Origin of the sequence: Mesorhizobium sp. M0862 (assembly GCF_040319795.1) — a bacterium.
In the GTDB taxonomy this organism is placed as follows: domain Bacteria; phylum Pseudomonadota; class Alphaproteobacteria; order Rhizobiales; family Rhizobiaceae; genus Mesorhizobium.
In genome coordinates, this window is record NZ_JAMYOJ010000009.1 from 17,740 (window position 1) to 43,084 (window position 25,345).

Below are 25,345 nucleotides of genomic sequence, written 5' to 3' on the forward strand. Positions count from 1 at the left end.
GGAAGCAAGATGTGGCGTTGTCGGCCCCCTTGCAAGTCCAGCCTTGGACAAGATGAAGGGCCAGCGCTCGACGCTCTGGGAGAAGCGGCCGCGCCCTTGGCTCTACAGCAAGCCCAGATCGGCGAGCTCGCGCTTCAGTTTCGGCGGCATCTCGACCATTCCGGCCTTGCCCTTGCCGATATCGGCGGGCGCATCCGAAGGTTTGAGATAACGCCAGCCCTGGAAGGCGCGGCGCGGCTGCCAGTCGGTGCGCACGACGTCGAGGTCGAGCATCAGGCGGCAACGGCCGATGCCTTCGTCGTCGGTGAAGGGCCTGATATCAGTGATCAGCTGGCGGCATTGCACGCTGCCCTTGATCACCCAATAAAGCGAACCGCCATCGGTGACCTCGGCGCCGCGCGTCGGCACCATGCGGGTTGTGTGCCAGTGCTCGGCGGGTTCGCCGGCGCGGCGGCGCTCATCGAGGCGGAAGGCGATCCATTCTTCGAGGTCCTCGACGCTGTCGCAACCGACGCACAGTTTTAGGAGATTGAGTGCCATCGCTTAAGGTTTAGTCCGGCGCGCGATTGCGTCAACGGCCCTGCCCGACTTCTCCACAGTGCCAGTGGCGTTGCGCGGTCAGCATTCCACGACATTGACGGCGAGCCCACCAAGGCTGGTTTCCTTGTACTTCTCGTTCATGTCGAGGCCCGTCTGGCGCATTGTTTCGATTGCGGCGTCGAGCGGCACGAAATGGACGCCGTCGCCCTTGATCGCCAGAGAGGCGGCGGTGACCGCCTTGACGGCGCCGAGCGCGTTGCGCTCGATGCAAGGCACCTGGACCAGACCGCCGACCGGATCGCAAGTCATGCCGAGATGATGTTCGAGCGCGATTTCGGCGGCGTTCTCGACCTGCTCGGGCGTGCCGCCCATGACGGCGCAGAGACCCGCGGCAGCCATCGCCGAGGCCGAGCCGACCTCGCCCTGGCAGCCGACTTCGGCGCCGGAGATCGAGGCATTGGTCTTGATGATGCCGCCGACGGCGGCGGCCGTGAGCAGGAAGTCGCGGATGCTCGGCTGGTCGGCCTCGGGGTGGAAATGCAGCCAGTAACGCAGCACCGCCGGCAATGTGCCGGCCGCGCCATTGGTCGGCGCGGTGACGACGCGTCCACCGGCGGCGTTCTCTTCGTTCACCGCCATGGCGTAGATCGACAGCCAGTCATTGGCCAGCAAAGGGTTGGGCTTGTTCTGCTGCCATTGCTCCTGCAGCTTGTCGTGCAGCATGCGGGCACGACGGCGCACTTTCAGCCCGCCCGGCATGATGCCGTCCTGCGACAGGCCGCGGTCGATGCAGCCCTTCATGGCGCCCCAGATCGCATCGAGGCCGCTGTCGAGCTCCTCGCGCGACATATGCGTCTCTTCATTGATGCGCTTCATGTCGGCGATAGACAGGCCGCTTTTGCCTGCCATCTTCAGCATCTCGACGGCGTTCTTGAAGGGATAGGGCACCTTCTTGCCTTCTGTGGTCACCGAGCCCTTCACCTTCATCCGCTGCAGCTCTTCCTCGGACACCACGAAGCCGCCGCCGATGGAATAATAGATGCGCTTGAGCAGCAGCCGGTCGCCGGCATCGTAAGCGTAGAAGGTCATGCCGTTGGCGTGGCCGGCGAGCGGCGTCTTGCGGTCGAGCACCAGATCCGTCGCCGGGTCGAAGCGATAGGAGGGATGGCCGTGTGGCGATATCCGCTTCTCGGCGGCGATGCGCGTGGCGATGCCCTCGGCCTGATCGGGATCGACCGTCTTCGGTGTCAGGCCGGCAAGGCCGAGGACAACGGCGCGATCCGAGCCATGGCCGATACCGGTATAGGCGAGCGAACCGTGCAGGCTGGCGCCCAGACGATCAACTTTCGCGCCGGCCGGGCGCGGCCAGTCATCTCCGGCGATCTCGTCGAGAAACCGCCACGCCGCCGTCATCGGTCCCATCGTGTGCGAACTCGACGGTCCGATGCCGATCTTGAACAAGTCGAAAACCGAAAGAAACACGGTGCGCCGTCTCCGGGAATGGGATCAAGACCTACATATAGGATTTTCCATGATGTTTGTGCTGTTTTGCGGATTGCGGCGCTGCACCTGCCGACCTTGTTTGCTCCGGCAGCGACATCCCCGGCTGAAAGCGCGTCGCGCTGAAACGGATTCATGCGACGCGCTTTAAGTTCTTGTTTCAATGCATGTCGTTGTCCCAGAACCGCAGCTCACTTCTGGGCGGCATGCATTGGAGCATCGAACTGACCGCTTTGCCTGTGGTAAAAGGGGGCATGGGCGATTCCTTCCATCTGTCGACGGCTGATCTGGCGGCGCTGGCTTTCTTCCTGCTCGCATGGTTGCTGCATACGCTGGCGTCCGACGGCAGACTGGTCAGCCGGGTGTCGTTGACGATGGCCATGAACGTGCAGCGCGAGGCCTGGATGCGCACCATGGCCGAGCGCGCTCGGTGGCTGTTTCGCGCTGCTTGGCGCCTCGGATCAGGTCCTTGCCGTGCTGAACGACCTGCCGTTGAACGCGACCTCATCGCGCTCCGCCTTTCAGATCAAGGTCTTTGGCCTGGTGCTGATCCTGGCCTTCGCCTTCTTCAAGTTCGGCTGGGCCTACCGTCTCTTCAACTACTGCACGATCCTGATCGGCGCGGTGCCGATCCCCTATGGCGAGGCGTCACGCAACCCGGTCAGCGAAACGGCGGTGTGGCGCGCGGCGCGCATGAACATGCTGGCCGGCAAGCATTTCAATTCAGGCCTGCGCGCGGTGTTCTTCTCGATCGGCTATCTCGGCTGGTTCGTCGACCCGATCGTGTTCGTGCTGTCGACGCTGCTGCTTCTGGCGGTGCTGGTGCGGCGCCAGTTCTTTTCAGCGGCGCGACAAGCGGTGATCGGTCAGCCGCCCGGGCCGGGGAAAAGCTGGTCGATCCGGCCCGATAGCCAATAGGCGGCGAGCCCGATCCATTCGCGGATCGCCATGGTCGTGGTCTGCAGCGAATCGGGTGCGTTGTCGCGAAACAGGCCAAAGCCTTCCTTGCCCGAGGTGCGATAGTCGACAGGCCACGGGACCGTCTGAAAGCCGGCCTTGTCGAACAGCGCCTTGGCGCGCGGCATGTGGAAGGCGGAGGTCACCAGCAGCCAGGTCTCGCCCGGTTTCGGCGTTACCAGTTCCTTGGTGAAGACCGCATTCTCATAGGTGTTGCGGGATTTGTTCTCGAGCATCAGGCGATCGGCGTCGACTCCAAGCGCACCGAGCAGGCGCGGCGCGGTGGCCGCATCGCCCTCGCCATCGATGAACAGTTCACCGGTGCCGCCGGAGATAACCACTTTCGCCTCGGGAAAGCGCCGGGCAATGATCGCCGCCTCGACCATGCGGTCGCCGCCCGAATTCAGCTCATAGCCGCCGCGCGCCAGGTTGATGGCGCCCTCGAAGCCGCCGCCGAGCACGACGATGCCGTCGACCTTCCGCGGCAGCGGCGGCTTTGGGAAGCGCTCTTCGAGCGGATTGAGCATCATGGCGCCAAGCGACGTCCAGGCCGACAACGCCAGAATCAGGAAGGCGAACACACTGCCCGCCGCCGCCAATCGCCGGCGGCCGATCAGCGCCGCGAGCAAGCCGGCAAGCAGCAGGAAGATCGCCAGGTTGAGTGGTTGGACGAAGAACCAGAATACCTTGGAGAGATAGAAGAACATTGCCTGCCTATCTCCAGCTCAAATTGTGACGGCCGGTGAAGTGCTCGACCGCACTCGCTACCGCTTCCGCTTCGAGGCGGCTTAACTCCCTGCCGAAAACAAGGACGCCGTTCGCGTTCTGATGACTTCCGACAGTCCCACTTCGTCCGTGGGATAGGTATGGTCGAGGATTTCGACCCTAAGATGCCCTTTCAAAGGCAGTGACCACCGATTTCGCAAAGAACCCCTCACCGAGCGCACGGCTGCGGTGTCGGTCAGCCGCAGGGTTTCCCTGCCGAACACCCGCCAGATGAAATCCTTGCCCAGGAAATAGGTGAAGAGGGCAATGACCGCCACGAAGGACAGCAGGCCGAGCGTGCCGCTGGTGAGCGTTGCGGACGACATATCCGTCAATCCCATGTAGCCGGTGTAGGCGACGATCGCGGCCCCGATCAGGACAAAGACTGTCCTGAAATCCGAGGTGCGTGGCGGGTTCGCGATCAGCAGTTCGTTTCCCGTCTCGACGATGGAAATGCGAGACGGAGGCGGCATGCTACCACCACTTCTCCGGCTGGAAGGTTCCCGCCGCCTGCTCGATGACGGCGGCTGTCTGGAACAGGGTTTCCTCGTCGAAGGGACGGCCAATCAGCTGCAGGCCGAGCGGCAGGCCCTTGGCATCGAGGCCGGCAGGCACGGCAATGCCCGGCAGTCCGGCCATGTTCACGGTCACCGTGAAAATGTCGTTGAGGTACATTTTCACCGGATCGGCGGCCATGTCCTCGTCGGCGATGCCGAAGGCGGCCGACGGCGTCGCCGGCGTCAGGATGACGTCGACGCCGTCGGCAAAAACCGTCTCGAAGTCGCGCTTGATCAAATTGCGCACCTTCTGCGCCTGCAGATAGTAGGCATCGTAATAGCCTGCCGACAGCACATAGGTGCCGATCATGATGCGACGCTTGACCTCTTGACCGAACCCGGCGGCTCGGGTCTTTTCGTACATGTCGACAATGTCCTGGCCTGGCACGCGCAAGCCGTAGCGGACGCCGTCATAGCGCGCCAGATTGGACGATGCTTCGGCGGGCGCAACGATATAATAAGCCGGCAAAGCATACTTGGTGTGCGGCAGCGAAATGTCGACGATCTCGGCGCCGGCATCCCTGAGCCAGGCAATGCCCTTCTGCCACAGCGCCTCGATCTCTTCCGGCATGCCGTCGACGCGGTATTCCCGGGGAATGCCGACCTTCATGCCCCTGATCGGTTTGCCGATCGCCGCCTCGTAATCCGGCACCGGCCGGTCGACGGAAGTGGTGTCCTTGGCGTCGACCGAGGCCATGGACTTCAGCATGATCGCGGCATCGCGCACGTCCCGGGCGATCGGGCCCGCCTGATCGAGCGACGAAGCGAAGGCGACGATGCCCCAGCGCGAGCAGCGGCCATAGGTCGGCTTGATGCCGACGGTGCCGGTGAAGGCGGCTGGCTGGCGGATCGAGCCGCCGGTGTCGGTGGCGGTGGCGCCGGCGCACAGGAAAGCCGAGACGGCGGAAGCCGAGCCCCCCGACGAGCCCCCCGGCACCAGTTGGGCATTGTCCAGCGTGCGCGCGGTCTTGGTGCCGCCGGCCGAAACGAAACCGCCATCGCCCTGATGCGTGGTCGGCATCACCACCGTGTCGAGGCGCGAACGCCGCCACGGATTGACGACAGGGCCGTAATAGGAGGTCTCGTTGGACGAGCCCATGGCGAACTCGTCCATGTTGAGCTTGCCCAGCATGACGGCGCCGTCTGCCCACAAATTGGCGGTGACGGTCGATTCGTAGCGCGGCTTGAAGCCGTCGAGCACATGGCTGCAGGCCTGGGTGTGGACACCTTCGGTGCCGAACAGGTCCTTGATGCCGAGCGGGATGCCCTCCAGCGCACCGCCCTGGCCCTTGGCGAGCCTGGCGTCGGAAGCTTTGGCCATATCGCGCGCCTTGTCGCCGGTGACGACGATGTAGGCATTGAGCACCGGATTGGCGCGCTCGATGGCACCGAGATAGGCCTCGGTGATTTCGACGGCCGAAATCTCCTTGGCGCGCAGCTTGGCGCGCGCCTGCGAAATTGTCAGATGGGTCAGTTCGCTCATCAAAGGCTCTTTTCGTAAAACACCGACCACTCGGAATCGGGATAATCCAGCACCGGCCCGCAGCGCGAGAAGCCGGCCCGTTCGTAGACGGTCCAGGCGGCGGGATGGCGGTCGCCGGTTTCCAGCACCAGACGCTTCAGCCCTTCGCTGCGCGCTAGCGTTTCGACATGTTCGACGATCTTGGCGCCGATCTTCCTGCCCCGATGCGAGGGCCGCGTGTACATGCGCTTGACCTCACCGACGCGGGCGTCATGGCGCTTCAGCGCGCCGCAACCGATGGCTTGCCCGTCGTCGCGGGCGATGAACACGGTGGTGTCGTCGCCAGCCATCTGCTCGACCGTCAGATGGTAGCAATGCTCCGGCGGCGTCAGTTCGAGCAGCGTCGCGTTGAGCTCCTCGACCAAAGCGCGGACATCGTCCTGCAGCGGCGTTTCGATGGCGATCTCGATTGCCATCGGCCAGCTACTCCACGACCTTCGGCACGAGGAAGAAATTCTCGTCAGTGGCCGGCGCGTTGGCGACGATATCGGCAGCCTTGTTGCCGTCGGTGACGATGTCTTGGCGCTTCTTCATCTCCATCGGCGTCACCGATGTCATCGGTTCGACGCCGGAGACATCGACCTCGTTCAGCTGCTCGACAAAGCCCAGAATGGCGTTCAGCTCGCCGGTCATGCGCTCGGCATCCTCCTCGCTCACCGCAATGCGGGCGAGACGCGCGACGCGCTTCACAGTTTGCAGATCAACGGACATGTCTTTAGCCTTTGGGAAAACCAGATGGCGCTATAGCGGCGTGGCGCGTGCCGCGCAACATCGATCGTGCTTGGGGATAGAGCCCGTTCATGCCAGGGCGGCATTTCAGCCTAGGGCAGCGATACACCCTCGCACAGATAATAGCTGCCGCCATTGCCGGCCTGCTCGCCTTCGTCGGCGGTCGGGCGCACCGAGACGATGTCGATTTGGGTCGCGTTCATCTGCGTGATCGACAGTATATCGGGAAAGAGAAAGCCCGGCTCCTGGCAGATTGCAGTGACCGCCCAGCTCGGCGAGCGCGTCGCCTTGGTGACCTGGACGAACTCGCAATTATACTCGACGCTTTGCAGGCCGTCCGCCGACAAGATGACATTGCCGGTGTCGATCAGCGTCTGCAGCGTGTCCTTTTTGGCTTGCGCGCAAAGCTCCTGGGTCTGGAGGTAAACGCCCTTGATGAAGTCCTCGGCGGCGGATGCGGGCGACGCAGCGACCAGCATCGAAACGCAAAGAGTCTCTCTCAAACCCATGGTTTAATTCCCCTTTGCGACAAGGGATCGTTTCAACGATCGCTCTATAGTGTGATCGTTTGGCCGATGGCTGGCAAGGCTACGTCGACACCTGATCCTTCGAGGCCGGCCACGAACTTCTCCGCCGTCGCGTCGATGATCGGGAAGGTGCCGAAGTGGCATGGCACGACGGTGTCGAAGTGGAAGAAGCGCCGGCAGGCCAGGGCCGCCACCGCGCCGCCCATGGTGAAGCGGTCGCCGACCGGCACGAGGCCGATCTTCGGCTCATGCAATTCCTCGATCAGCGCCATATCGGAGAAGATGTCGGTGTCGCCCATATGGTAGAGCGTCTTGTCCTCCGGGAAATGCAGGACCAGCCCGTTGGGATTGCCGAGGTAGACGTTCTGGCCGCCATCGAGCCCAAACGACGAGGAATGCAGTGCCTGCACGAATGTGGTGGTGAAGGCACCGCAATCGACGGTGCCGCCATGATTGCCGGGATTGATCTTCTTGCCGTCGACGCCCTTGCCGACCAGGTACATGCAGATCTCGTAATTGGCGACCAGCTGGGCGCCGCTCTTCTTCAGCACCTCCACCGCGCCGCTGACATGATCACTGTGGCCGTGGGTCAGAAGCACATGGGTGACGCCTTCCGCCGGCTCCTCCCAGCCGCTCGTCCATGATGGGTTGCCGACGAGATAGGGATCGATCAGGATGGTCGCGCCTGATGTCTCGACGCGGAAGGCGGAATGTCCGTACCAGGTCAATTTCATCGATCGTGTTCCTCGATTTTGGTTGCGCCGGAAGATAGAACGCCGGCAGCAAAATTAAAGTGACATAGTGTGCTCGCGGTTCAAAAGAACGTGTCGCGCTCTTTGTGACGGCAAGTCTGGGTCACGGTTAGACTGGGTCACGGTAAAACTGGTTGGGGAAAGCCGTTGGGCATCATAGCAATCGAGGATCTGCCGGCACGGCTGGAGGGCGGCAGGACGCTGGCCGGGCTCGACCTCGGCGACAAGACGATCGGTGTCGCCGTTTCCGACCGCGGCCTGTCCTTCGCCCATCCGCGCGCGGTCATCCTGCGCAAAAAGTTTTCGCTGGATGCGGCAGCGCTGCTCGCCCAGCTGCAGAAGGACAATGTCGGCGCGTTTGTACTCGGTCTCCCCATCAACATGGACGGTTCGGAAGGTCCCCGCGCCCAGAAGTCGCGCGCCTTCGTGCGCAACATGGCAGGTATAACCGACCTGCCCTTCGTGCTGTGGGACGAGCGGCTGTCGACGGTGGCGGCGGAGCGGACGCTGATCGAGATGGATTTCTCGCGCCGAAAGCGCGCCGGCAAGATCGATTCGGCGGCTGCGGCCTTTATTCTGCAGGGAGTTCTGGACCGGCTCCAGTCGCTTGACCCACGCGATCGGACGGAACCGGATTCCCCGCCTGCCGCCTGACCCAGGCCATGATGTTGCGGCGGCGGCGAAACGCCCACAATGCCATCAGCAGGAAGCCGTCGAAGATGCAGGCCCTTGCCACCATGCCCGGAATGATCGCCGGATCGATGCCCAGCATCTGCCCGTAGAGCTGAAACACGAAATCATGCAGCTGCCGGCTGAGCATGACGTAGCCGAAATTGATGTCGTTGAGCGACAGGAAGAACCAGCCCCAGAACAGAGCGAGTGGCGCGGCCCACAATGCGAACAGCGTGCGCATCAGTGACCGTCCCTGCGGCTGGAGCCGCCTCTGCGACCGCTGGGACCAATGTCCGGACGGCCGGAAATGCGCGACAGCAAGGAGCCGTGCGCGGCACCCTTGGCCATGGCATGGGCGGTGGCGCGGCTCTCTGCCTCCCGAGAAACCATGACAGCGAAGACCGACCTCCGCTCGGCCAGCATGGCGACATAGGAGGCCAGAAGTGCCGCCAATTGCACGGCGACAACCAAAAACAGGCCGTTGATGCCTCGCGCTGCGCCGCCGACCAGGATGAGCGACAACACCGCGGATGCCGAAATGAAGGCGGTCCGCGCCACACTGTCGGCTCCGTCCGGGCTCGCTGCGGCGTTAACCAGGCTCTCGACGAAGACCCAGCAAAACAGCACCGCCACGACCAGCAAGGCGATGGCCAGCGGCGCCACGACGGCAGCATTGTCGAGATCGGCCAGACGAGTGTTTTCCACGACGACGCCGAGCACGCCCAGAGCGCCCGCAACGCCGCGGTTTCCATCGACACAGATGAACGCCAGCAGGGCGAAAACCAGCGCCCAGTGCAAGGCCAGAAAGGACGTCAAAATGTGCCGCATGGCATTCCTGCTTTGGTGACAAAGACAGTGGGGTCTGCGGCCTGCGGCTGCAACGGAAACCATTCGTTAAGGTTAACGGCTGTCCACAGGCAGGCAAATTCGTTCGAGGCCTGGCGGAAGGCCCTCAATTCACCGGCGGATAGAGCGTGTCGACGATCATGCGCGCATCGTGGCGCGAATCGAGCATGCCATAGGTGTTGCGCCACTGGCCGGCGAGCCGCGTCTCGACGAAGGCGTCCGCAATCCGCCCTGCCCCCAGCCGGCGCAATTCCGCAGCTGCCGCCGACAGCGCCAGCTGTTCGGTCAGCAGGCGGGCCGACCCCTCATCGGTGCCGGCGACCTGCATGGCCGCCTTGAGCACGCCAATGGTTCCGCGTCCGCCGGCGCCGAGATCGCGGTCGATGCCGGCCAGCACCTCCTCGAACAGGCCGGGCGCGCGGCCGAGCACGCGCAGCACGTCGAGCGCCATGACATTGCCTGAGCCCTCCCAGATCGCATTGACCGGGGCTTCGCGGTAGTAGCGGGCGAGCGGCGCTTCCTCGACATAGCCATTGCCGCCGAGGCACTCCATCGCCTCATAGAGCAGTGGCGGCGCGATCTTGCAGACCCAGTATTTGACCACCGGGGTCATGGCGCGGGCAAAAGCAGCCTCGCCGCGGTCGCCGGCAGCCTCGTCGAAGGAGCGCGCCAGTCGGAACGAGAGTGCCGTGGCGGCGGCGACATCGAGCGCCATGTCCGCCAGCACGCGCTGCATCAGCGGCTGTTCGATCAGCGTCGAGCCGGCCACCTGGCGATGACGGGCGTGATGCACGGCCTCAGCCAGCCCCGCCCGCATGATTGCCGACGAGGCGACGGCGCAGTCGAGCCGGGTCAGCGTGACCATGTCCATGATCGTCTTTATGCCGGCGCCGGGCTCGCCGACCATCTCGCCGATGGCGTTGACGAACTCTACCTCCGATGAGGCGTTGGAGCGGTTGCCGAGCTTGTCCTTCAGCCGCTGAAAGCGGAAGCCGTTGCCGGAACCGTCGCCGAGGATGCGCGGGACGAGAAAGCAGGAAAGCCCTTCAGGCGCCTGTCCAAGCACGAGAAAAGCGTCGGACATCGGCGCCGACATGAACCATTTGTGGCCGGTGAGGCGATAAAAGCCGCTGCCGGCGCGTTCGGCCCGTGTGGTGTTGGCGCGCACGTCGGTGCCGCCCTGCTTTTCGGTCATGCCCATGCCGAGCGTCAGCCCGGTCTTGTCGACCGGCGGCTTCTGACTCTGGTCGTATTTGCGCGTCGTCACGCGCGGCGCCCATTCGCGAAACAGCTTTGGGCTGGCCATCAGGGCGGCCAGCGAAGCGCTGGTCATGGTGATGGGGCAGAGATGCCCGGTCTCGAGTTCGGCGGTCAGGTAGAAACGCGCGGCGCGCACCTGATGGCGACGGCCGATCTCGCTATCGCCGTTTTCCCAGATCGAGGAATGCAGGCCGCCGGCAACCGAGCGGCGCATCAGCGCATGATAGGCCGGATGGAATTCGACGAGGTCGATGCGCCGGCCCTGACGGTCATGCGTGCGGAGCTTCGGCGTCTCGACATTGGCGAGGCGCGCCAGCTCCTGCGCCTCCTGCGTCAGGACGAACCGGCCAAGCCCGTCGAGGTCCTTGCGCACCGGATCGGAAAAACGCTCGGCAAGCTGGATCAGCAACGGATCGCCCCGCCAGGCGTTGCCGCCCGTCAGCGGCGGCGGCTGGTTGGTCACGTCGTCGGTCACGCCCAATCCTTCTGAAAGTAGAAGGGCCTTCTAACGCTAGAAAGGCACTTATCATCACGAGGCTTCGAATCCGAAGCAATCGGCTAGATATAGCCCAAGGCAGGCGGCGCGCGCGACGAAAATACCGGGGAGAAAGGCCGCAATGCCAAGCTGACGCTTGCGGCAAGGAATTCTCCCCCCTATAGCAGCGCCTTGAGATGACCGACGCTTCGTCCCTGCCGCTTTATCCTCACCGCCATCTTCTGGGCATCCGCGATCTTTCCCCCGGTGACATCGAGCTTCTGCTCGACCGGGCAGATCGCGCCGTCGCCATTTCGCGGCAGTCCGAAAAGAAGACCTCGACGCTGCGCGGCCGCACCCAGATCAACCTCTTCTACGAAGCCTCGACGCGCACGCAGTCGTCGTTCGAACTGGCCGGGAAACGGCTCGGCGCCGACGTCATGAACATGTCGGTGGCGAGCTCTTCGGTGAAGAAGGGCGAGACGCTGATCGACACGGCGATGACGCTGAACGCCATGCGCCCCGACATCCTGATCATCCGCCACCAGTCTGCGGGCGCCGCCGCCCTTTTGGCGCAGAAGGTCGGCTGCTCGGTGGTCAATGCCGGCGACGGCGCGCATGAACACCCGACGCAGGCGCTGCTCGACGCGCTGACCATCCGCCGCGCCAAGGGGCCGCTGTCGAAACTGATCGTAGCGATCTGCGGCGACATCCTGCATTCGCGCGTCGCGCGTTCCAACATCATGCTCTTGAACGCGCTTGGCGCGCAGGTGCGTGTGGTGGCGCCGTCGACGCTGCTGCCCACCGGCATCGAGAAAATGGGCGTCATCGTCTCGCGCTCGATGGCCGAGGGCCTCAAGGGCGCCGACGTGGTGATGATGCTGCGCCTGCAGCGTGAGCGGATGGAAGGCGCCTTCGTGCCTTCGGTACGCGAATATTTCCGCTATTTCGGCCTCGATGCCGAAAAGCTGAAGGCCGCCAAGGACGGCGCGCTGGTGATGCATCCCGGTCCGATGAACCGCGGCGTCGAGATTGCGTCCGAAATCGCCGACGGTCCGCAAAGCGTCATCCAGGAACAGGTCGAGATGGGGGTGGCCGTGCGCATGGCGGTCATGGAAGCGCTGCTCGATCCCCGCCGCAATGCAGAGGGCCGCGGCGCATGAGCACGACGGTCTTTGAGCGCGCCCGCATCGTCGACCCGTCACGCGGCATCGACGAGGTCGGCACCGTCATCGTCGAAGGGAAAAAGATCGTTGCCGCCGGCAAGGCTGCCCTGAACCAGGGCCTGCCGGCGGGAGCCACCGTGGTCGACTGCGCCGGCAAGGCGATCATTCCCGGCCTGATCGACGCGCGCGTCTTCATCGGCGAACCGGGCGGCGAACATCGCGAGACCATCGCTTCGGCCAGCGTTGCGGCGGCGGCCGGCGGCGTCACCTCCGTCGTCATGATGCCCGACACCGACCCGGTGATCGACAATGTCGCGCTGGTCGAATTCGTGCTGCGCACCGCCCGGGACACGGCCAGCGTCAACATCTTTCCGGCGGCGGCGATCACCAAAGGCCTCGCCGGTCGCGAGATGACCGAATTCGGCCTGTTGCGCGAGGCCGGTGCGGTCGCCTTCACCGATGGGCGGCACACAATATCCAGCGCACTGGTGATGCGCCGGGCGCTGACCTATGCCCGCGATTTCGGCGGCGTCATCGCACATGAGACACAGGATGGCGACCTCGCTTCGGCGGGCGTGATGAATGAAGGCCTGTATGCCAGCTGGCTCGGCCTTGCCGGCATTCCGCGCGAGGCCGAGTCCATCCCGCTGGAGCGCGACCTGGCGCTGGCACGGCTGACGCGCGGCGCCTACCACGCGGCCAAGATCTCGACGGCGATGGCAGCGCAAGCGATGACGCGCGCGAAAGCCGACAAGGCCAATGTCACGGCGGGCGTGGCGATCCACAATCTGTCGCTGAACGAGAACGATGTCGGGGAATACCGCACCTTCTTCCGGCTGACGCCGCCTTTGCGCGCGGAGGAAGACCGGCTGGCCATGATCGAGGCGGTCAAGGACGGCACGATCGACATCATCGTCTCCTCGCACGACCCGCAGGATGTCGACACCAAGCGCCTTCCCTTCGCCGATGCAGCTGCCGGCGCGATCGGGTTGGAGACGCTGCTTGGAGCAGCGCTTCGGCTCTACCACAATGGGGACGTGCCGCTACTTCGGCTGGTCGAAACACTGTCCACCGCACCAGCAAGGCTGTTCGGCCTGCCGGGCGGCACGCTGAAGCCGGGAGCGCCGGCCGATCTTGCGCTGATCGACCTTGAAGAACCCTGGATCGTGAGTGAAAGCGGCATCCGCTCGCGCTCGAAAAACACCTGCTTCGAAGGTGCGCGGCTGCAAGGCATGGTCTTGCAAACGCTGGTGGCGGGCCGCACAGTGTTTTCGAGCTAGAGCGATCGCGCCACGTCGCAGACCGATATGTTGCTGGGGAAATGCGGGGGCAAACAATGAGTTATAACGTTATCCTGGCATTGCTGTTCGGCTATCTCCTCGGCTCGATTCCCTTCGGCCTCTTGATCACCCGCGCGGCCGGCCTCGGCGATGTGCGCAAAATCGGCTCCGGCAATATCGGCGCCACCAACGTTCTGCGCACCGGCAACAAGGGCCTCGCCGCCGCGACGCTGGTGCTCGACGCGTTGAAGGGTACGGCGGCGGTGATGATCGCGCGCCATTTTGGACACGACTACGGACTGTGGGCCGGCCTTGGACTCTGGGCGGGCCTTGGCGCCTTCCTTGGCCATCTGTTTCCGGTCTGGCTCGTTTTCAAGGGCGGCAAGGGCGTGGCGACCTATCTCGGCGTGCTGATCGCGCTCGGCTGGCATGTGGCGCTGATTTTTATCGTCGTCTGGCTGGCGATGGCTTTTCTGTTTCGCTATTCCTCGCTGGCAGCGCTGACGGCGGCGGTCATCGTGCCGATCGCGCTTTATTTCTGGAGCACACCTGAGACCGCCGGGCTGTTCCTGGTGATGAGCCTGATCGTCATCTTCAAACATCGCGCCAACATTTCGCGCCTTCTTGCCGGCACCGAAGGCAAGATCGGAGCCAAGGGTTGAGCAAGCCCGCCGCCGGGCCGCGCCTCAGCGACCGGCAGCGGCTGAGCTGGCTGCGGCTGATCCGCACACAAAATGTCGGCCCGGCCTCGTTTCGCGAATTGATCAACCGCTTTGGTTCGGCGGAGGCGGCGTTGGAGATGCTGCCCGAGCTGATGATTTCGGGCGGAGCCAAAAGGATCATGCGCATTCCTTCCGTGGAGGAAGCCGAAGCGGAACTCGACGCAGCCAGTGAAAACGGCGCCCGCTTCGTCGGCATCGGCGAGGCCGACTACCCGCCGATGCTGAAAAACATGGACAATCCGCCGCCACTGATTGCCGTGAAGGGCGAGGCAGCCGTCTTTCGCCTGCCGGCGGTGGCCATCGTCGGCGCCCGCAACGCGTCGCTCGCCGGCATCAAGATGGCGCGCATGCTGGCGGCGGATCTTGGCCGCGACGGCTACGTCATCGTTTCCGGCCTGGCGCGCGGCATCGACACGGCAGCACACCAGGGCAGTCTCTCGACTGGTACAGTGGGTGTGCTGGCCGGTGGGCTCGATGTCCCCTACCCGCCCGAAAATATCGGCTTGTGCGACGACATTGCCGAGCGTGGCGGCGCCGTTATTTCGGAAATGCCGTTCGGCTGGCAGCCGCGGGCGCAGGATTTTCCGCGCCGCAACCGGCTTGTCGCGGGCGCCGCCCTCGGACTGGTGGTGATCGAAGCGGCGCAACGCTCCGGCTCGCTGATCAGCGCGCGCCTGGCCGGCGAGATGGGCCGGCTGGTCTTTGCCGTGCCGGGTTCGCCGCTCGATCCGCGCTGCGCCGGCTCCAACGGCCTGCTCAAGGACGGCGCCACCCTGGTCACCGAGGCGGCCGATGTTTCCGGTGCGATCGCACCCTTGGCGGGCACGCGAACGCGAAGCATTGCGCCGCCAGAAAAGGCACCCGATTTTTCGGCAACTCCCCCGCCCGGTGAGGACGAACGCAGCGGCGTGCTCGAGGCGCTGGGCCCAACGCCGGTGGGCGTGGACGAGATCATCCGCCACACCGGCCTCAACGCCGCGCAAGTCTCCATGGTGCTGCTGGAACTCGACCTTGCCGGCCGCATCGAGCGCCATGCCGGCGGCAATGTCTCACTGGTTTCGTGACGTTCCAGCCGATCCCGCCGCACGTCGGCCGCAACTCACGCGTCGAGGGTTACGCCGGCGGCGCCAACCTCGGCATAGTCGCCAACGCCGGTACAGATGCCACCGTAGGGTATTTTCCAGGCGGCTCTCGGAAAAGCACTCCGCCATTCCAGGGCTCTCCGTTGCACTGACGATCACGCTCGCAATGGCATATTCGACAGCTGACGAAAACCGGGCTCGACAGTCTGCGCATCAGTCAGCGGAACAGATACTTCGATACCTCCGGATTGCCACGGCGCCACATCACATTGTCCAGAAAATAATGGTGCACATTGATGAAGATGAGCACGATGAAGAAGAACAGCGATGACCCCAGCACTTGCCTGTCATACGGGATCAAGGCCGTCAGCGCGGATGGGATCAGCCAGAAGCCGAGATAGCCAAGGGCCGTGCCGCCGACGATGAAGCCAAGGAGCCGAAACCTGTAGAGGGGGCCGAGAAAGGACAGGATTTTCGGCTGCGGATCGCCTTCGGCATCGGAACTGTCGCGCTCGACGTTCGTCTGGTAGCGCCAGACCACGGCTAGGTATTGCAGCGAGTGGAGCGCGGGCACGATCAACAGCCAAAGCGGGTTTACGCGCGCAATCAGGATCCAGAGATAGAGCGACGCGACATAGGCCACCAAGCCGTTATAGGGCAGACCGCCGCCGTTCTTTCGCCAGCGATTGGCCAACATCAAAAGCGTGGCCGCCGTCGACGCAACGGCCGCCAACAGGGCAATGTCGGTGATCCAGGAAGGGGCCGCGAATGTGTAATAGTCCAGGCCATAATATTTGCCCTGGGTGACCGCCGTATTCGTCTGCAGCCACGCCAGGATCCACACGGCATAGGAGTTGACCAGCAGCACCTTCTTGTCGCGGTCGTCGAAGAATTTGCGCTTCAGCACCGCATCCACCATCAGCATGCCGTAGCCCTGCTTGACGTAGTGCCAACCGACAAAAAAGAACATGGCGTTGGTGGCATAGCCGAGCAGGCGCGTGTTCGCCGCCGCGGCGCCATAGGCAAAGAACCCGGCCATGACCAGGGGCACGACAATGCCCGCGAAGATGTAGCGGAGCTGCAGGCTCCTGTCGTAGCCGTCGCCCGTCACCTTGCGCCCGAAATTGCGGTAGAAGAGTTGGTAGGAGTGGGCGAAGTGGGGATAGTTCACGAGATAGGCTACGAAGACCATCGTTGCGGCCACCGGACCTTCATATTCGAGCGGAACGAGAAACAGCACCGGCAGGATGAGAAAGGCGCTGCCGCCCAGCATGAGGAAATCGGCGAGCGGGCCGAAGAGGTATTTTTGAGCGGTCGCCGTCTGAGGGGCTACAGCATCCGCCGAAAGCTGAAGTGTCATGTCAGAACCTCCCCTGGGAAAGGCTGAGTTTAGCCATCGACTGGGATGGGGACAAGGTTGGAGCTGCCGCTCGGCGCCCGAACACTAGGCCATCTTGTTGTTTCGCCAATGGTCTCGATCCGCCATGGCTTGAACCCGTGAACCTCTCGATAAAAAAGGTGGGGGCCCTCCGCTGTTAAAAAAGCGCACCACCCCAATTTACGACTAACATGTTAGTGTGCTAGCACAGCATACATACCTGCTTCGGAGACCTTCCGGTGACATCACGCTTTGGCCTTTCGGCCGCTCTCGCCACGCCTTTCGATGCCCGCGGGCAGATCGCCACGGCCCCCATGATCGCTCAGGCCGAAAGTTGCCTGGCGCAGGGTTGCGGCAGCGTGACGCTTTTCGGCACCACAGGGGAAGGCGCATCGGTGGGCACGACGGAGCGGCGGTCGGTGACCGAAGCCATGCTGGCTGCTGGAATCCTGCCGCATCAACTCGTTGCCGGCGTGCTGGTCGACGCCGCCGAAGACGCCGCCGAACAGGCACAGCATGCCTTGCAGCGCGGCGCCCGAAACATTCTGCTGGCCCCGCCAAGCTACTTCAAGAATGTCGGCGACGACGGCCTTTTCGGCTGGTTTTCCGCCGTCTTTGCCGCGCTCGGCCCCCTCGCCCGTGACGTGCTGCTCTACAACATCCCTTCGGTTACCATGGTGCAGCTTTCGCTTGGCCTGATCGGCCGGTTGCGCACTGCTTTTCCCGACGTGGTCGCCGGAGTGAAGGATTCCGGTGGAAATTGGAGCTACAGCGAGGCGCTGCTTGCCGCCCATGGCGATCTGGTGATCCTGATCGGCGATGAAAGGCATCTGGCGCGTGCGGTGCGAATGGGTGCTCAAGGCGCAATCTCGGGCATGGCCAATTTCGTCCCGGGCGAAATCCGCGCCATGGCCGAGGACGGGCGCGACGATCCTCGCGTCGAGAGTTTTGTGCTCGAATTGCTCAAACATCCGGTCACCCCGGCGGTAAAGGTGATGGTGGCGCGCAAGACCGGCGACGAGCGCTGGCTGGCGGTCCGTCCGCCGCTGGAGCCGATCGCGTTGCAAGGGCAGCAGCAGCTTGCCGCAGCCTATGACAGCTTGTTTGCCAGGGAACCGGCCTGACCGGCAAAGAGAAGCGCGCCGATATGGAAGACGGCAACGAACCGACCACCCTCAGGGAGAAGGCCTATGCCAGCTTCACGCGGCATTTGCTGGCGCGCGACTTCAAGCCAGGCCAGTTCGTGTCGCAGCGTGAGCTGGTTGCCTTCACCGGACTGCCGCTCGGCGCCATTCGCGAGATCGTGCCGCGTCTCGAGGCGGAAGGACTGCTGACGACCATTCCGCAGCGCGGCATGCAGATCGCCCATATAGACATCAGCCTGATCCGCGAGGCCTTTCAGTTCCGCCTGTTCATGGAGCGTGAAGCGGTGGCGCTGTTTACGGTCAGCGCCTCCGACGCCGAGCTTGCCCGCTTGCGGCGCGAGCATGAGGACATGCTTGCCCGGGCGCTGGAGCAGACCCCGACGCCGGAGATGGAGGCCAAGGCGCAGACCATCGACTGGGCCATGCACGACACGTTCATCGATGCGCTGGGCAACGAGATCATCGCCAAGGCCTATCTGGTCAATTCGGTGAAGATCCGCCTGATCCACCAGGAACGGTTCCGTATCGACGGGCGCGTCGTGCCGGTCATGCGCGAGCACCTGGCGGTGATCGATGCGATGCAGAGCCGCGACCCTGGCAAGGCGGTCGAGGCCATTAGCCAGCACATCGATAAGGCGCGCCGGCTGGCGCTGCAAATCTGAGGAAGCATGAGCCGCGCCGCGGTCGCTGCGGCGCAATCGACAACGACAACAACCGGGAGGAAGAAAATGTCGTCCAATCTGTTCAACCCAACCAGGAGGCAACTCCTCCAGGGAACGGCCGCCCTTGCCGCCGCCGGCTTTGCCGGTGTTCGCCCAAGCTTTGCCGCCGGTGTCGACTGGAAGCGCTTTGCGGGAACGACGCTTGACGTCAATCTGGTGAAAAGCCCGCGCAGCGACACGCTGATAAAATACATCGCCGAGTTCGAGGAACTGACCGGGATCAAGGTCAATGCCGAAGCGACGCCGGAACAGCAGCAGCGCCAGAAGACGGTGATCGAACTCAGCTCCGGCAAGCCGAGCTTCGATGTCGTGCATCTGAGCTACCACGTGCAGAAGCGGCAGTTCGAAAAGGGCGGCTGGCTGGCCGACATATCAGGCTATCTCGCTGACTCGACCCTGACCGATCCTGCGCTGGTGGAAACCGATTTCGCCGATGCCGGCATGCTGTTTGCCAAGGACGGCCAGGGCGTGCTGCGCTCGCTACCGTTCTCAGTCGACTACTGGATCGTCTACTGGAACAAGGACTTGTTCGAGGCCAAGGGCCGCAAATACCCTGAAACCTTCGAGCAATTGGTGGCGGCCGCCGAAGCGCTGACCGACCCGTCGACCAACACCTATGGATTTGTCGCCCGCGGCCTCAAGAACGCCAACACGCCGGTGTGGACGTCGCTTATGCTCGGCTACGACATGACGCCGCTCGACGACAAGGGCAAGCTGCGCACGACCTCGCCCGAGGCGGTCGAGGCGGCCAGCCTCTACCAGCGGCTGATGACCAAGTCGGCGCCTCCAGGCGTCACCGGATTCAACTGGGCCGAAGCCCAGTCCGCCTTCCTGCAAGGCAAGATCGGGATGTGGTTCGATGGCGTCGGCTTTGCCCCGCCAATGGAAAATCCGGAAAAGTCACGAGTGGTCGGCAAGGTTGGCTACGGCGTCATGCCCAAAGGGCCCAAGGCGCATGCCGCCGGCACCTTTGGCGACGGCCTCGGCGTGACGGCCACCAGCGAGAAGAAGGAGGCCGCCTACCTCTTCTGCCAGTGGGCGATTTCGCCCGCCATGGGCGCGCGCCTGCTGCAGGCGGGTGCCGGCGTGCCGTTCCGCAAGTCGGTGCTGGAAGATCCCAAGGTGCGCGAAGGCGTCACCATGCCGGCGAGTTGGCTCGATGCCGTGGTCGGCTCGGGCAATGTCAGCCGGCTGTCGCTGCCGGTCATCATTCCGGTCACCGAGTTCCGCGACATCTATGGCGTGGCGCTGACCAATCTGATCGCCGGCGCCGATCCGGCGGAGGAACTGAAGAAGGCCACCGAGCAGTTCCAGCCGGTGCTCGACCGGAGCGAGCAAGGCTGATGTCCGCCATCACCCCAGAACGCACCGGGGTGACGACGCAAGCCATCGAAGGGAGCCAGACCATCCGGCTGGCTCCCAACTACTGGCCTTTCGTCGTCCCGGCGCTCGTCGTCGTCGGCGCCGTGATCGTCTTTCCTTGGGCCTTCACACTGTGGATGAGCGTCAACCGCTGGACCCTCGGCCAGGCGCGAAGCTTTGCCGGGATGGAAAACTACCTGCGGCTGGCAGTCGACCAACGCTTCTGGGAATCGCTTTTCCATACGCTGACCTACACGGCGCTTTCGGTCGCGGCGCCGATGTTCCTCGGCACTGTCGCCGCGCTGATCTTCGACGCCAAATTTCCGCTGCGCGGCATTTTGCGCGGCGTCTTCGTGATGCCGATGATGGCGACGCCAGTCGCCGTGGCGCTGGTCTGGACGATGATGTTCCATCCCCAGCTCGGCGTGCTCAACTACCTTCTGTCGCTGGTCGGAATCCCGGCGCAGGAATGGATTTTCAACGCCAAAACGGTCATCCCCTCGCTGGTTGCGGTCGAGACCTGGCAGTGGACGCCGCTGGTGATGCTGATCGTGCTGGGCGGCTTGGCCTCCGTGCCGCGCGAGCCCTTCGAGAGCGCCGAGATCGATGGCGCCAACGCCTGGCAGCAATTCCGCTATCTCACCTTGCCGATGATCGCGCCGTTCCTGATGATCGCGATGATCATCCGCACCATCGATGCGCTGAAAAGTTTTGACATCATCTATGCCATGACCCAGGGCGGACCGGGCACGGCCTCGGAAACCATCAACATCTATCTCTACAACACCGCCTTCTCCTACTACGACATCGGCTATGGCTCGGCCATGGCCGTGGTGTTCTTCATCGTCATCGTCGCGCTGTCCTTCATCCTGCTGATGCTGCGCCAGCGCTCCCAATGGATCGGGGTGGAGGGCAAATAGATGAGTTCACGGCTGCTCAACCGGATCGGGCTGTTTTTCGCGGCTCTGGTCTTCGTCTCGCCGGCGATCCTGTTCTTCCTCTGGATGGTCTCGCTGTCGCTGAAGTTCGAGATCGACAACGGTGCATACCCGCCGATCCTGATCCCGGAACATCTCGCCTGGTCGAACTATGTGAAGGTATTCGAGGAGAACAATTTCCTGCTCTATTTCTGGAATTCGGTTCTGGTGACGGGCACGGCAACGTTGCTGGCGCTGCTGATCGGCGTGCCGGCCGGCTATGGCATCGCGCGGCTCAAGGCCGAACGCTCGGCGGTGGTCATCATGATCGCCCGCATGACGCCGGGGCTTTCCTATCTCATTCCGCTGTTCCTGCTGTTCCAGTGGGTCGGCATTCTCGGCACACTGTGGCCGCAGATCATCATCCATCTGGTGGTGACGGTGCCGATCGTGGTCTGGGTGATGATCGGCTATTTCGAGACCACGCCGATGGAGCTGGAAGAAGCGGCCAACATCGATGGCGCCAGTTCCTGGCAGGTGTTCCGGCTGGTCGCCTTGCCCATCGCCAAGCCGGGCATTGTCGTCGCCTTCATCCTGTCGATCATCTTCTCATGGAACAATTTCGTCTTCGGCATTGTGCTCGCCAGCCGCGAGACCCGCACGCTTCCGGTCGCCGTCTACAACATGCTTTCCTACGAGCAGGTGAGCTGGGGTCCGCTCGCCGCCGCAGCACTTGTGGTCACGCTGCCGGTGCTGGTGCTGACCCTGTTCGCGCAAAGGCAGATCGTCGCCGGGCTGACCGCAGGCGCCGTCAAGGGCGGCTGAGGCACGGCCCCGACATCACTCATTTCCGGGAGAAATCCAATGGCATCGGTAACAATCAACAACGTTCAGAAGGCTTTCGGAGCCGCCAAGATCATCCACGATGTCAGCGTCGACATCGCCGATGGCGAATTCGTCATCCTGGTCGGGCCGTCGGGCTGCGGAAAGTCTACGCTGCTGCGCATGATTGCCGGACTGGAAACGATCTCGGGCGGCAGGATCGCCATTGGCGATCGCCTCGTCAACAATCTCAGGGCGCGCGACCGAAACATCGCCATGGTGTTCCAGAACTACGCGCTCTATCCGCATATGACGGTGGCCGAAAATATGGGCTTTGCCCTGAAGATCAAGAAAGCCGATCCGGCCGACACCGCCGGCCGCGTCGGCAGGGCCGCCAGCATTCTCGGCCTGGACAAGCTGCTCGACCGCTATCCGCGTCAGCTTTCCGGCGGCCAGCGCCAGCGCGTCGCCATGGGCCGCGCCATCGTGCGCGACCCGCAGGTGTTCCTGTTCGACGAGCCGCTGTCCAATCTCGACGCCAAATTGCGCGTGCAGATGCGCGGCGAGATCAAGGCGCTGCACCAGCGGCTGGGAACCACCACCATCTACGTTACCCACGACCAGATCGAGGCCATGACCATGGCCGACAAGATCGTCGTGCTGCATGACGGCCTTGTCGAGCAGATCGGCGCGCCGCTCGATCTCTACGATCGCCCGGCCAACCTCTTCGTTGCCGGGTTCATCGGCTCGCCGGCGATGAATTTCATTCGGGGCCATGTCGAGGAAGGTGTTTTCCGCAGCGCCGGTGGACTGATCTTGCCGCTGCCGGAAGGCATCGACCTGGCAAACATACCCGGCGGCGACCTCATCTACGGCATCCGCCCCGAACACATCCGAGCGACGACCGCCAAAGGAATCCCCGGCACGATCGTGCTTCTGGAAGCAACGGGTTCGGAAATCTTTGCCAGGGTCGACTGCGCCGGAGAAGAAATCTCCTGCCTTTTCCGCGAGCGGCTGGCACTGAAACAGGGCGAGCAGATGCGCATCGAGATCGACCGCGCCTGCGCTCATCTGTTCGACGTCAAGACCGGGCAACGATTGTAGGGGCGATGGGGGCTGCTGACAGGGCAACTTCCGCACGAAGTATTTCTGGTGAGCGCGTCGGGGTTCGAACCCGAGACCTACTGATTAAAAGTCAGTTGCTCTACCGGCTGAGCTACGCGCTCCCGCGGGCTCTAAAGGCCGCCCTCGAAATTGCGCGGAACATAGGGAGAGTGCCGCGACCGGTCAACCGGAAAAAGATGGCCCTTCGACCGGGGTTTCAGCCATCGCCAGACGCGCCGCAAATTGCGTCGTCACCAGCCCGGTGAGCCGCTCCCGCAACGTGGTCGCCGCTTCGATCTGTTGGCGCGCGAGACGCGCCTTTTCTCACGCGCCGAATTCGAGAAACATTACAAATCAGCAACTTACTGTTTTGGTGGGAACCATCGCACGAGCGGGCCGTTTTCGTCTCACAAGGGACGTCAACCACCCTTCAAGGAGAAGATCATGAACAAGATCGCAACGGGTCTACTGGCGACCACCCTGTCAATTTCGTTTGCCGCGGCCGCCGCTATGCCGGCCAATGCCGCCCAGATGTTCGTGCCCCAGTCATCAGCAACTTCGTCCGACATCGTGAATGTGGGCGATTCTCGTCATGACAACTGGCGGTGGATGCGCCACGGCAACCGCAATTCCGGCAATCGCGATTTCCGCGTAGGCCGCCAGTTCTCGCGCAACAATGATGGCGGCAGCTATTGGAATGGCCATCGCGGCTATCGCGAATATCACCGCGGCTATCGCCGTCACGGCGACTACTGGTTCCCGCTGGCTGCCTTCGCCACCGGCGCCTTGATCACCGGTGCGATCGTCAACAGCGAGAACAACCGCGTCTACGGCGGCGATGCGCATGTGCAGTGGTGCTACGACCGCTATCGCTCCTACCGCGCCTCGGACAACACATTCCAGCCCAACTACGGCCCTCGGCGGCAGTGTAATTCGCCCTATTGATGTGTTTAGGGCGAAGTTAGGGTAGGACGGAGCCTGCGCCGGCAACGGGCGCGGGCTTCGTCTTTTCGCGGACTTGGTCTTAAGTGCGAAATCAGGACGCGCTCAATGTCCGGCGCACCGCGTCGCGCCAACCCGCCAGTTTTGCCGAGCGGGTGTCGGCATCCATGTCCGGCTTGAAGCGGCGCTCGAGCGCCCAACTCCTGGCAAAATCCTTCGCCTTCGGCAACACACCCGCCTTCGAGCCGGCAAGCCACGCTGCGCCCAGCGCCGTGGTCTCCAGAATGGTCGGGCGATCGACCGGCGCATCGAGGATATCGGCCAGCCGCTGCATGGTCCAGTCGGAGGCCACCATGCCGCCGTCGACGCGAAGCACGGTTTTGGCCGATGCCCCCTTCCAGTCCTTGCGCATGGCGTCGAGGAGATCGCGCGTCTGGTAGGCGACGGATTCAAGCGCCGCGCGGGCGAACTCCGCCGGGCCAGAGTTGCGGGTCAGCCCGAAGATCGCGCCACGCGCCTCGGCGTCCCAATGCGGCGCGCCGAGACCGACGAAAGCCGGCACGAGATAGACGTTCTGCGTAGGGTCGGCGGTTGCCGCCAATACGCCGCTATGCTCGGCCTTGCCGATCACCTTGATGCCATCGCGCAGCCATTGCACGGCGGCACCCGCGATGAAGATCGAGCCTTCCAAGGCATAGGTAGTCTTGCCGTTCAGCCGATAGGCGATGGTGGTCAACAGCCGGTTCTTCGAGCGCACCAGATCGGCGCCGGTGTTGAGCAGCGCAAAGCAGCCGGTGCCATAGGTCGATTTCATCATGCCTGGCTCGAAACAGGCCTGGCCGATGGTCGCTGCGTGCTGATCGCCGGCCACGCCAAGGATTTTGATTTCGGCGCCAAACAGGCTTTTTTCCGTCACGCCGTAGTCGTCGGCGCAATCCTTGACCTCAGGCAGCATCGCCACCGGGATGCGCAGGATGGAGAGCAGCTCGTCGTCCCAGACATTTTTCTCGATGTTGTAGACCAGCGTGCGCGAGGCGTTGGTGGCATCCGTCGCATGTACCTTGCCGCCGGTCAGCCGCCAGATCAAAAAACTGTCGATGGTGCCGGCGAGCAGTTCGCCCTTTTCGGCGCGCTTTCTCGCACCGTTCACCTTGTCCAGCATCCAGGCGATCTTGGTGCCGGAGAAATAGGGATCGAGCAGTAGGCCGGTCTTTTTGGTGAACTTTTTCTCCAGGCCGTGTTTCTTCAGCTTCTGGCAGAGCGGCGCGGTGCGGCGGTCCTGCCAGACGATGGCATTGTGGATCGGCTTGCCGGTCGCCTTGTCCCAGATGACGACGGTTTCGCGCTGGTTGGTGATGCCGATCGCCGCCACATCCGAGGCCTCGCGGCCGGCGGCCTTCAGCGCGCCTTTGACCGTCGCGACGACGCTTGCCCAGATCTCTTCCGGATCATGCTCGACCCAGCCGGAGGCAGGATAATGCTGGGTGAATTCCTGCTGCTTGCTGCCGGCGACCTTCATCGCGCCGTCGAACAGGATCGCCCTGGTCGATGTCGTACCCTGGTCGATTGCAAGGATGTATCCGGTCATTAGTCCTCCCGGT

General features: G+C 63.4%; 27 protein-coding genes, 1 tRNA gene and 1 pseudogene. 13 read left to right on the forward strand and 16 right to left on the reverse strand.

The features are described from left to right. Positions 1-102: 102 nt before the first annotated feature. The 3 genes from NKI15_RS15420 to NKI15_RS15430 all read right to left on the reverse strand — a co-directional run bounded on the left by NKI15_RS15420 (position 103) and on the right by NKI15_RS15430 (position 2,455). Entirely contained in the window at positions 103-540 is a 438-nt protein-coding gene (locus NKI15_RS15420; protein WP_023671006.1) for a DUF1489 family protein, read from the reverse strand. A gap of 78 nt (positions 541-618) precedes the next feature. Continuing rightward, entirely contained in the window at positions 619-2,022 is a 1,404-nt protein-coding gene (locus NKI15_RS15425; RefSeq protein ID WP_023706221.1) for an L-serine ammonia-lyase, read from the reverse strand. A gap of 178 nt (positions 2,023-2,200) precedes the next feature. Next, positions 2,201-2,455, reverse strand: a complete 255-nt coding sequence (locus NKI15_RS15430; protein ID WP_352886381.1) for a hypothetical protein — start codon at positions 2,453-2,455, stop codon at positions 2,201-2,203. Here NKI15_RS15430 and NKI15_RS15435 point away from each other — a divergent pair. Continuing rightward, a pseudogene (locus NKI15_RS15435) lies at positions 2,361-2,958 on the forward strand (DUF599 domain-containing protein). The gene NKI15_RS15430 and the pseudogene NKI15_RS15435 overlap by 95 nt on opposite strands. Here NKI15_RS15435 and NKI15_RS15440 read toward each other — a convergent pair. From NKI15_RS15440 to NKI15_RS15470, 7 genes are all read right to left on the reverse strand, one after another. Further along, positions 2,907-3,704, reverse strand: a complete 798-nt coding sequence (locus tag NKI15_RS15440) for a YdcF family protein (RefSeq protein WP_023706220.1) — start codon at positions 3,702-3,704, stop codon at positions 2,907-2,909. The pseudogene NKI15_RS15435 and the gene NKI15_RS15440 overlap by 52 nt on opposite strands. A gap of 81 nt (positions 3,705-3,785) precedes the next feature. Then, positions 3,786-4,235 carry a hypothetical protein gene (locus NKI15_RS15445; protein ID WP_352514064.1) on the reverse strand — a complete coding sequence of 150 codons (450 nt, stop codon included), beginning with the start codon at positions 4,233-4,235 and terminating at the stop codon, positions 3,786-3,788. Position 4,236: 1 nt separating this feature from the next. Further along, on the reverse strand, positions 4,237-5,802 hold the full coding sequence (locus NKI15_RS15450; RefSeq protein WP_023712361.1) for an amidase: 1,566 nt from the start codon (positions 5,800-5,802) through the stop codon (positions 4,237-4,239). Beyond that, positions 5,802-6,257 carry a GNAT family N-acetyltransferase gene (locus tag NKI15_RS15455; protein WP_023706217.1) on the reverse strand — a complete coding sequence of 152 codons (456 nt, stop codon included), beginning with the start codon at positions 6,255-6,257 and terminating at the stop codon, positions 5,802-5,804. The genes NKI15_RS15450 and NKI15_RS15455 overlap by 1 nt, the downstream gene beginning before the upstream one ends. Positions 6,258-6,264: 7 nt before the next feature. Further along, positions 6,265-6,552 carry an Asp-tRNA(Asn)/Glu-tRNA(Gln) amidotransferase subunit GatC gene (gene gatC / locus NKI15_RS15460; protein ID WP_023670999.1) on the reverse strand — a complete coding sequence of 96 codons (288 nt, stop codon included), beginning with the start codon at positions 6,550-6,552 and terminating at the stop codon, positions 6,265-6,267. 110 nt (positions 6,553-6,662) lie between these two features. Further along, positions 6,663-7,079, reverse strand: a complete 417-nt coding sequence (locus NKI15_RS15465) for a hypothetical protein (RefSeq protein WP_023670998.1) — start codon at positions 7,077-7,079, stop codon at positions 6,663-6,665. Positions 7,080-7,123: 44 nt separating this feature from the next. Continuing rightward, positions 7,124-7,831: a metal-dependent hydrolase gene (locus NKI15_RS15470; protein WP_023706216.1), complete on the reverse strand. Its 708-nt coding sequence runs from the start codon at positions 7,829-7,831 to the stop codon at positions 7,124-7,126. Positions 7,832-7,996: 165 nt separating this feature from the next. On the opposite strand from NKI15_RS15470, the gene ruvX reads away from it, so the two are divergent. Further along, positions 7,997-8,503, forward strand: coding sequence for a Holliday junction resolvase RuvX (gene ruvX, locus NKI15_RS15475; protein ID WP_023688595.1), 507 nt, complete (start codon positions 7,997-7,999; stop codon positions 8,501-8,503). Here the strand turns inward: ruvX and NKI15_RS15480 are convergent. The 3 genes from NKI15_RS15480 to NKI15_RS15490 form a co-directional block, all read right to left on the reverse strand. Beyond that, on the reverse strand, positions 8,421-8,762 hold the full coding sequence (locus NKI15_RS15480) for a DUF6105 family protein (protein ID WP_023670995.1): 342 nt from the start codon (positions 8,760-8,762) through the stop codon (positions 8,421-8,423). The genes ruvX and NKI15_RS15480 overlap by 83 nt on opposite strands. Next, complete coding sequence (locus NKI15_RS15485) at positions 8,762-9,349, reverse strand: hypothetical protein (RefSeq protein WP_023706215.1); 588 nt, start codon at positions 9,347-9,349, stop codon at positions 8,762-8,764. Before NKI15_RS15485 ends, NKI15_RS15480 begins: the two co-directional genes overlap by 1 nt. 124 nt (positions 9,350-9,473) lie before the next feature. Continuing rightward, the gene (locus tag NKI15_RS15490; protein ID WP_023688598.1) at positions 9,474-11,102 is read right to left on the reverse strand and encodes a DNA alkylation response protein; all 1,629 of its coding nucleotides are present in this window, start codon (positions 11,100-11,102) and stop codon (positions 9,474-9,476) included. Between the two features lie 197 nt (positions 11,103-11,299). On the opposite strand from NKI15_RS15490, the gene NKI15_RS15495 reads away from it, so the two are divergent. Genes NKI15_RS15495 through dprA form a run of 4 tightly spaced genes read left to right on the forward strand, consistent with a single transcriptional unit; the run spans position 11,300 to position 15,334 of the window. Beyond that, positions 11,300-12,265 carry an aspartate carbamoyltransferase catalytic subunit gene (locus NKI15_RS15495; protein WP_023706214.1) on the forward strand — a complete coding sequence of 322 codons (966 nt, stop codon included), beginning with the start codon at positions 11,300-11,302 and terminating at the stop codon, positions 12,263-12,265. Further along, complete coding sequence (locus NKI15_RS15500; protein ID WP_023706213.1) at positions 12,262-13,548, forward strand: dihydroorotase; 1,287 nt, start codon at positions 12,262-12,264, stop codon at positions 13,546-13,548. Before NKI15_RS15495 ends, NKI15_RS15500 begins: the two co-directional genes overlap by 4 nt. 56 nt (positions 13,549-13,604) lie before the next feature. After that, entirely contained in the window at positions 13,605-14,210 is a 606-nt protein-coding gene (gene plsY / locus NKI15_RS15505; protein ID WP_023706212.1) for a glycerol-3-phosphate 1-O-acyltransferase PlsY, read from the forward strand. Then, positions 14,207-15,334, forward strand: a complete 1,128-nt coding sequence (dprA, locus tag NKI15_RS15510) for a DNA-processing protein DprA (RefSeq protein WP_023670989.1) — start codon at positions 14,207-14,209, stop codon at positions 15,332-15,334. The genes plsY and dprA overlap by 4 nt, the downstream gene beginning before the upstream one ends. A gap of 235 nt (positions 15,335-15,569) precedes the next feature. Here the strand turns inward: dprA and NKI15_RS15515 are convergent, their stop codons facing one another. Further along, positions 15,570-16,712, reverse strand: coding sequence for a hypothetical protein (locus NKI15_RS15515; RefSeq protein ID WP_352514065.1), 1,143 nt, complete (start codon positions 16,710-16,712; stop codon positions 15,570-15,572). A 257-nt stretch (positions 16,713-16,969) separates the two neighbouring features. Here NKI15_RS15515 and NKI15_RS15520 point away from each other — a divergent pair, with 257 nt between their 5' ends. From NKI15_RS15520 to NKI15_RS15545, 6 genes are all read left to right on the forward strand, one after another. Further along, positions 16,970-17,854, forward strand: coding sequence for a dihydrodipicolinate synthase family protein (locus NKI15_RS15520; RefSeq protein ID WP_023819935.1), 885 nt, complete (start codon positions 16,970-16,972; stop codon positions 17,852-17,854). A gap of 23 nt (positions 17,855-17,877) precedes the next feature. Next, a complete protein-coding gene (locus NKI15_RS15525; protein ID WP_023693416.1) occupies positions 17,878-18,537 on the forward strand; it encodes a GntR family transcriptional regulator in 660 nt (219 codons plus the stop codon). A gap of 66 nt (positions 18,538-18,603) precedes the next feature. Further along, positions 18,604-19,941 (forward strand): ABC transporter substrate-binding protein, encoded by a 1,338-nt coding sequence (locus NKI15_RS15530; protein ID WP_352514066.1) that lies wholly within the window; start codon positions 18,604-18,606, stop codon positions 19,939-19,941. Further along, a complete protein-coding gene (locus NKI15_RS15535) occupies positions 19,941-20,879 on the forward strand; it encodes a carbohydrate ABC transporter permease (RefSeq protein WP_352514067.1) in 939 nt (312 codons plus the stop codon). Before NKI15_RS15530 ends, NKI15_RS15535 begins: the two co-directional genes overlap by 1 nt. Next, positions 20,880-21,701 (forward strand): carbohydrate ABC transporter permease, encoded by an 822-nt coding sequence (locus NKI15_RS15540; RefSeq protein ID WP_023684659.1) that lies wholly within the window; start codon positions 20,880-20,882, stop codon positions 21,699-21,701. A 39-nt stretch (positions 21,702-21,740) separates the two neighbouring features. Then, on the forward strand, positions 21,741-22,802 hold the full coding sequence (locus NKI15_RS15545) for an ABC transporter ATP-binding protein (RefSeq protein WP_352514068.1): 1,062 nt from the start codon (positions 21,741-21,743) through the stop codon (positions 22,800-22,802). A 46-nt stretch (positions 22,803-22,848) separates the two neighbouring features. Here NKI15_RS15545 and NKI15_RS15550 read toward each other — a convergent pair. Continuing rightward, a tRNA-Lys gene (locus tag NKI15_RS15550) sits at positions 22,849-22,924 on the reverse strand. Between the two features lie 322 nt (positions 22,925-23,246). On the opposite strand from NKI15_RS15550, the gene NKI15_RS15555 reads away from it, so the two are divergent. Further along, positions 23,247-23,747 carry a BA14K family protein gene (locus NKI15_RS15555; RefSeq protein WP_023724353.1) on the forward strand — a complete coding sequence of 167 codons (501 nt, stop codon included), beginning with the start codon at positions 23,247-23,249 and terminating at the stop codon, positions 23,745-23,747. A 91-nt stretch (positions 23,748-23,838) separates the two neighbouring features. Here NKI15_RS15555 and glpK read toward each other — a convergent pair whose 3' ends face one another. Then, complete coding sequence (gene glpK / locus NKI15_RS15560; protein WP_023754891.1) at positions 23,839-25,332, reverse strand: glycerol kinase GlpK; 1,494 nt, start codon at positions 25,330-25,332, stop codon at positions 23,839-23,841. Positions 25,333-25,345 lie beyond the last annotated feature (13 nt).

Coding starts and splice junctions, on each gene's coding strand:
- NKI15_RS15420 (WP_023671006.1), bottom strand. CDS start 540: ATGGCACTCAATCTCCTAAAACTGTGCGTCGGTTGCGACAGCGTCGAG.
- NKI15_RS15430 (WP_352886381.1), bottom strand. CDS start 2,455: ATGGTGCGCATCCAGGCCTCGCGCTGCACGTTCATGGCCATCGTCAAC.
- NKI15_RS15440 (WP_023706220.1), bottom strand. CDS start 3,704: ATGTTCTTCTATCTCTCCAAGGTATTCTGGTTCTTCGTCCAACCACTC.
- NKI15_RS15445 (WP_352514064.1), bottom strand. CDS start 4,235: ATGCCGCCTCCGTCTCGCATTTCCATCGTCGAGACGGGAAACGAACTG.
- NKI15_RS15450 (WP_023712361.1), bottom strand. CDS start 5,802: ATGAGCGAACTGACCCATCTGACAATTTCGCAGGCGCGCGCCAAGCTG.
- NKI15_RS15455 (WP_023706217.1), bottom strand. CDS start 6,257: ATGGCAATCGAGATCGCCATCGAAACGCCGCTGCAGGACGATGTCCGC.
- gatC (WP_023670999.1), bottom strand. CDS start 6,552: ATGTCCGTTGATCTGCAAACTGTGAAGCGCGTCGCGCGTCTCGCCCGC.
- NKI15_RS15465 (WP_023670998.1), bottom strand. CDS start 7,079: ATGGGTTTGAGAGAGACTCTTTGCGTTTCGATGCTGGTCGCTGCGTCG.
- NKI15_RS15470 (WP_023706216.1), bottom strand. CDS start 7,831: ATGAAATTGACCTGGTACGGACATTCCGCCTTCCGCGTCGAGACATCA.
- NKI15_RS15480 (WP_023670995.1), bottom strand. CDS start 8,762: ATGCGCACGCTGTTCGCATTGTGGGCCGCGCCACTCGCTCTGTTCTGG.
- NKI15_RS15485 (WP_023706215.1), bottom strand. CDS start 9,349: ATGCGGCACATTTTGACGTCCTTTCTGGCCTTGCACTGGGCGCTGGTT.
- NKI15_RS15495 (WP_023706214.1), top strand. CDS start 11,300: ATGACCGACGCTTCGTCCCTGCCGCTTTATCCTCACCGCCATCTTCTG.
- NKI15_RS15500 (WP_023706213.1), top strand. CDS start 12,262: ATGAGCACGACGGTCTTTGAGCGCGCCCGCATCGTCGACCCGTCACGC.
- plsY (WP_023706212.1), top strand. CDS start 13,605: ATGAGTTATAACGTTATCCTGGCATTGCTGTTCGGCTATCTCCTCGGC.
- NKI15_RS15515 (WP_352514065.1), bottom strand. CDS start 16,712: ATGACACTTCAGCTTTCGGCGGATGCTGTAGCCCCTCAGACGGCGACC.
- NKI15_RS15525 (WP_023693416.1), top strand. CDS start 17,878: ATGGAAGACGGCAACGAACCGACCACCCTCAGGGAGAAGGCCTATGCC.
- NKI15_RS15530 (WP_352514066.1), top strand. CDS start 18,604: ATGTCGTCCAATCTGTTCAACCCAACCAGGAGGCAACTCCTCCAGGGA.
- NKI15_RS15535 (WP_352514067.1), top strand. CDS start 19,941: ATGTCCGCCATCACCCCAGAACGCACCGGGGTGACGACGCAAGCCATC.
- NKI15_RS15540 (WP_023684659.1), top strand. CDS start 20,880: ATGAGTTCACGGCTGCTCAACCGGATCGGGCTGTTTTTCGCGGCTCTG.
- NKI15_RS15545 (WP_352514068.1), top strand. CDS start 21,741: ATGGCATCGGTAACAATCAACAACGTTCAGAAGGCTTTCGGAGCCGCC.
- NKI15_RS15555 (WP_023724353.1), top strand. CDS start 23,247: ATGAACAAGATCGCAACGGGTCTACTGGCGACCACCCTGTCAATTTCG.
- glpK (WP_023754891.1), bottom strand. CDS start 25,332: ATGACCGGATACATCCTTGCAATCGACCAGGGTACGACATCGACCAGG.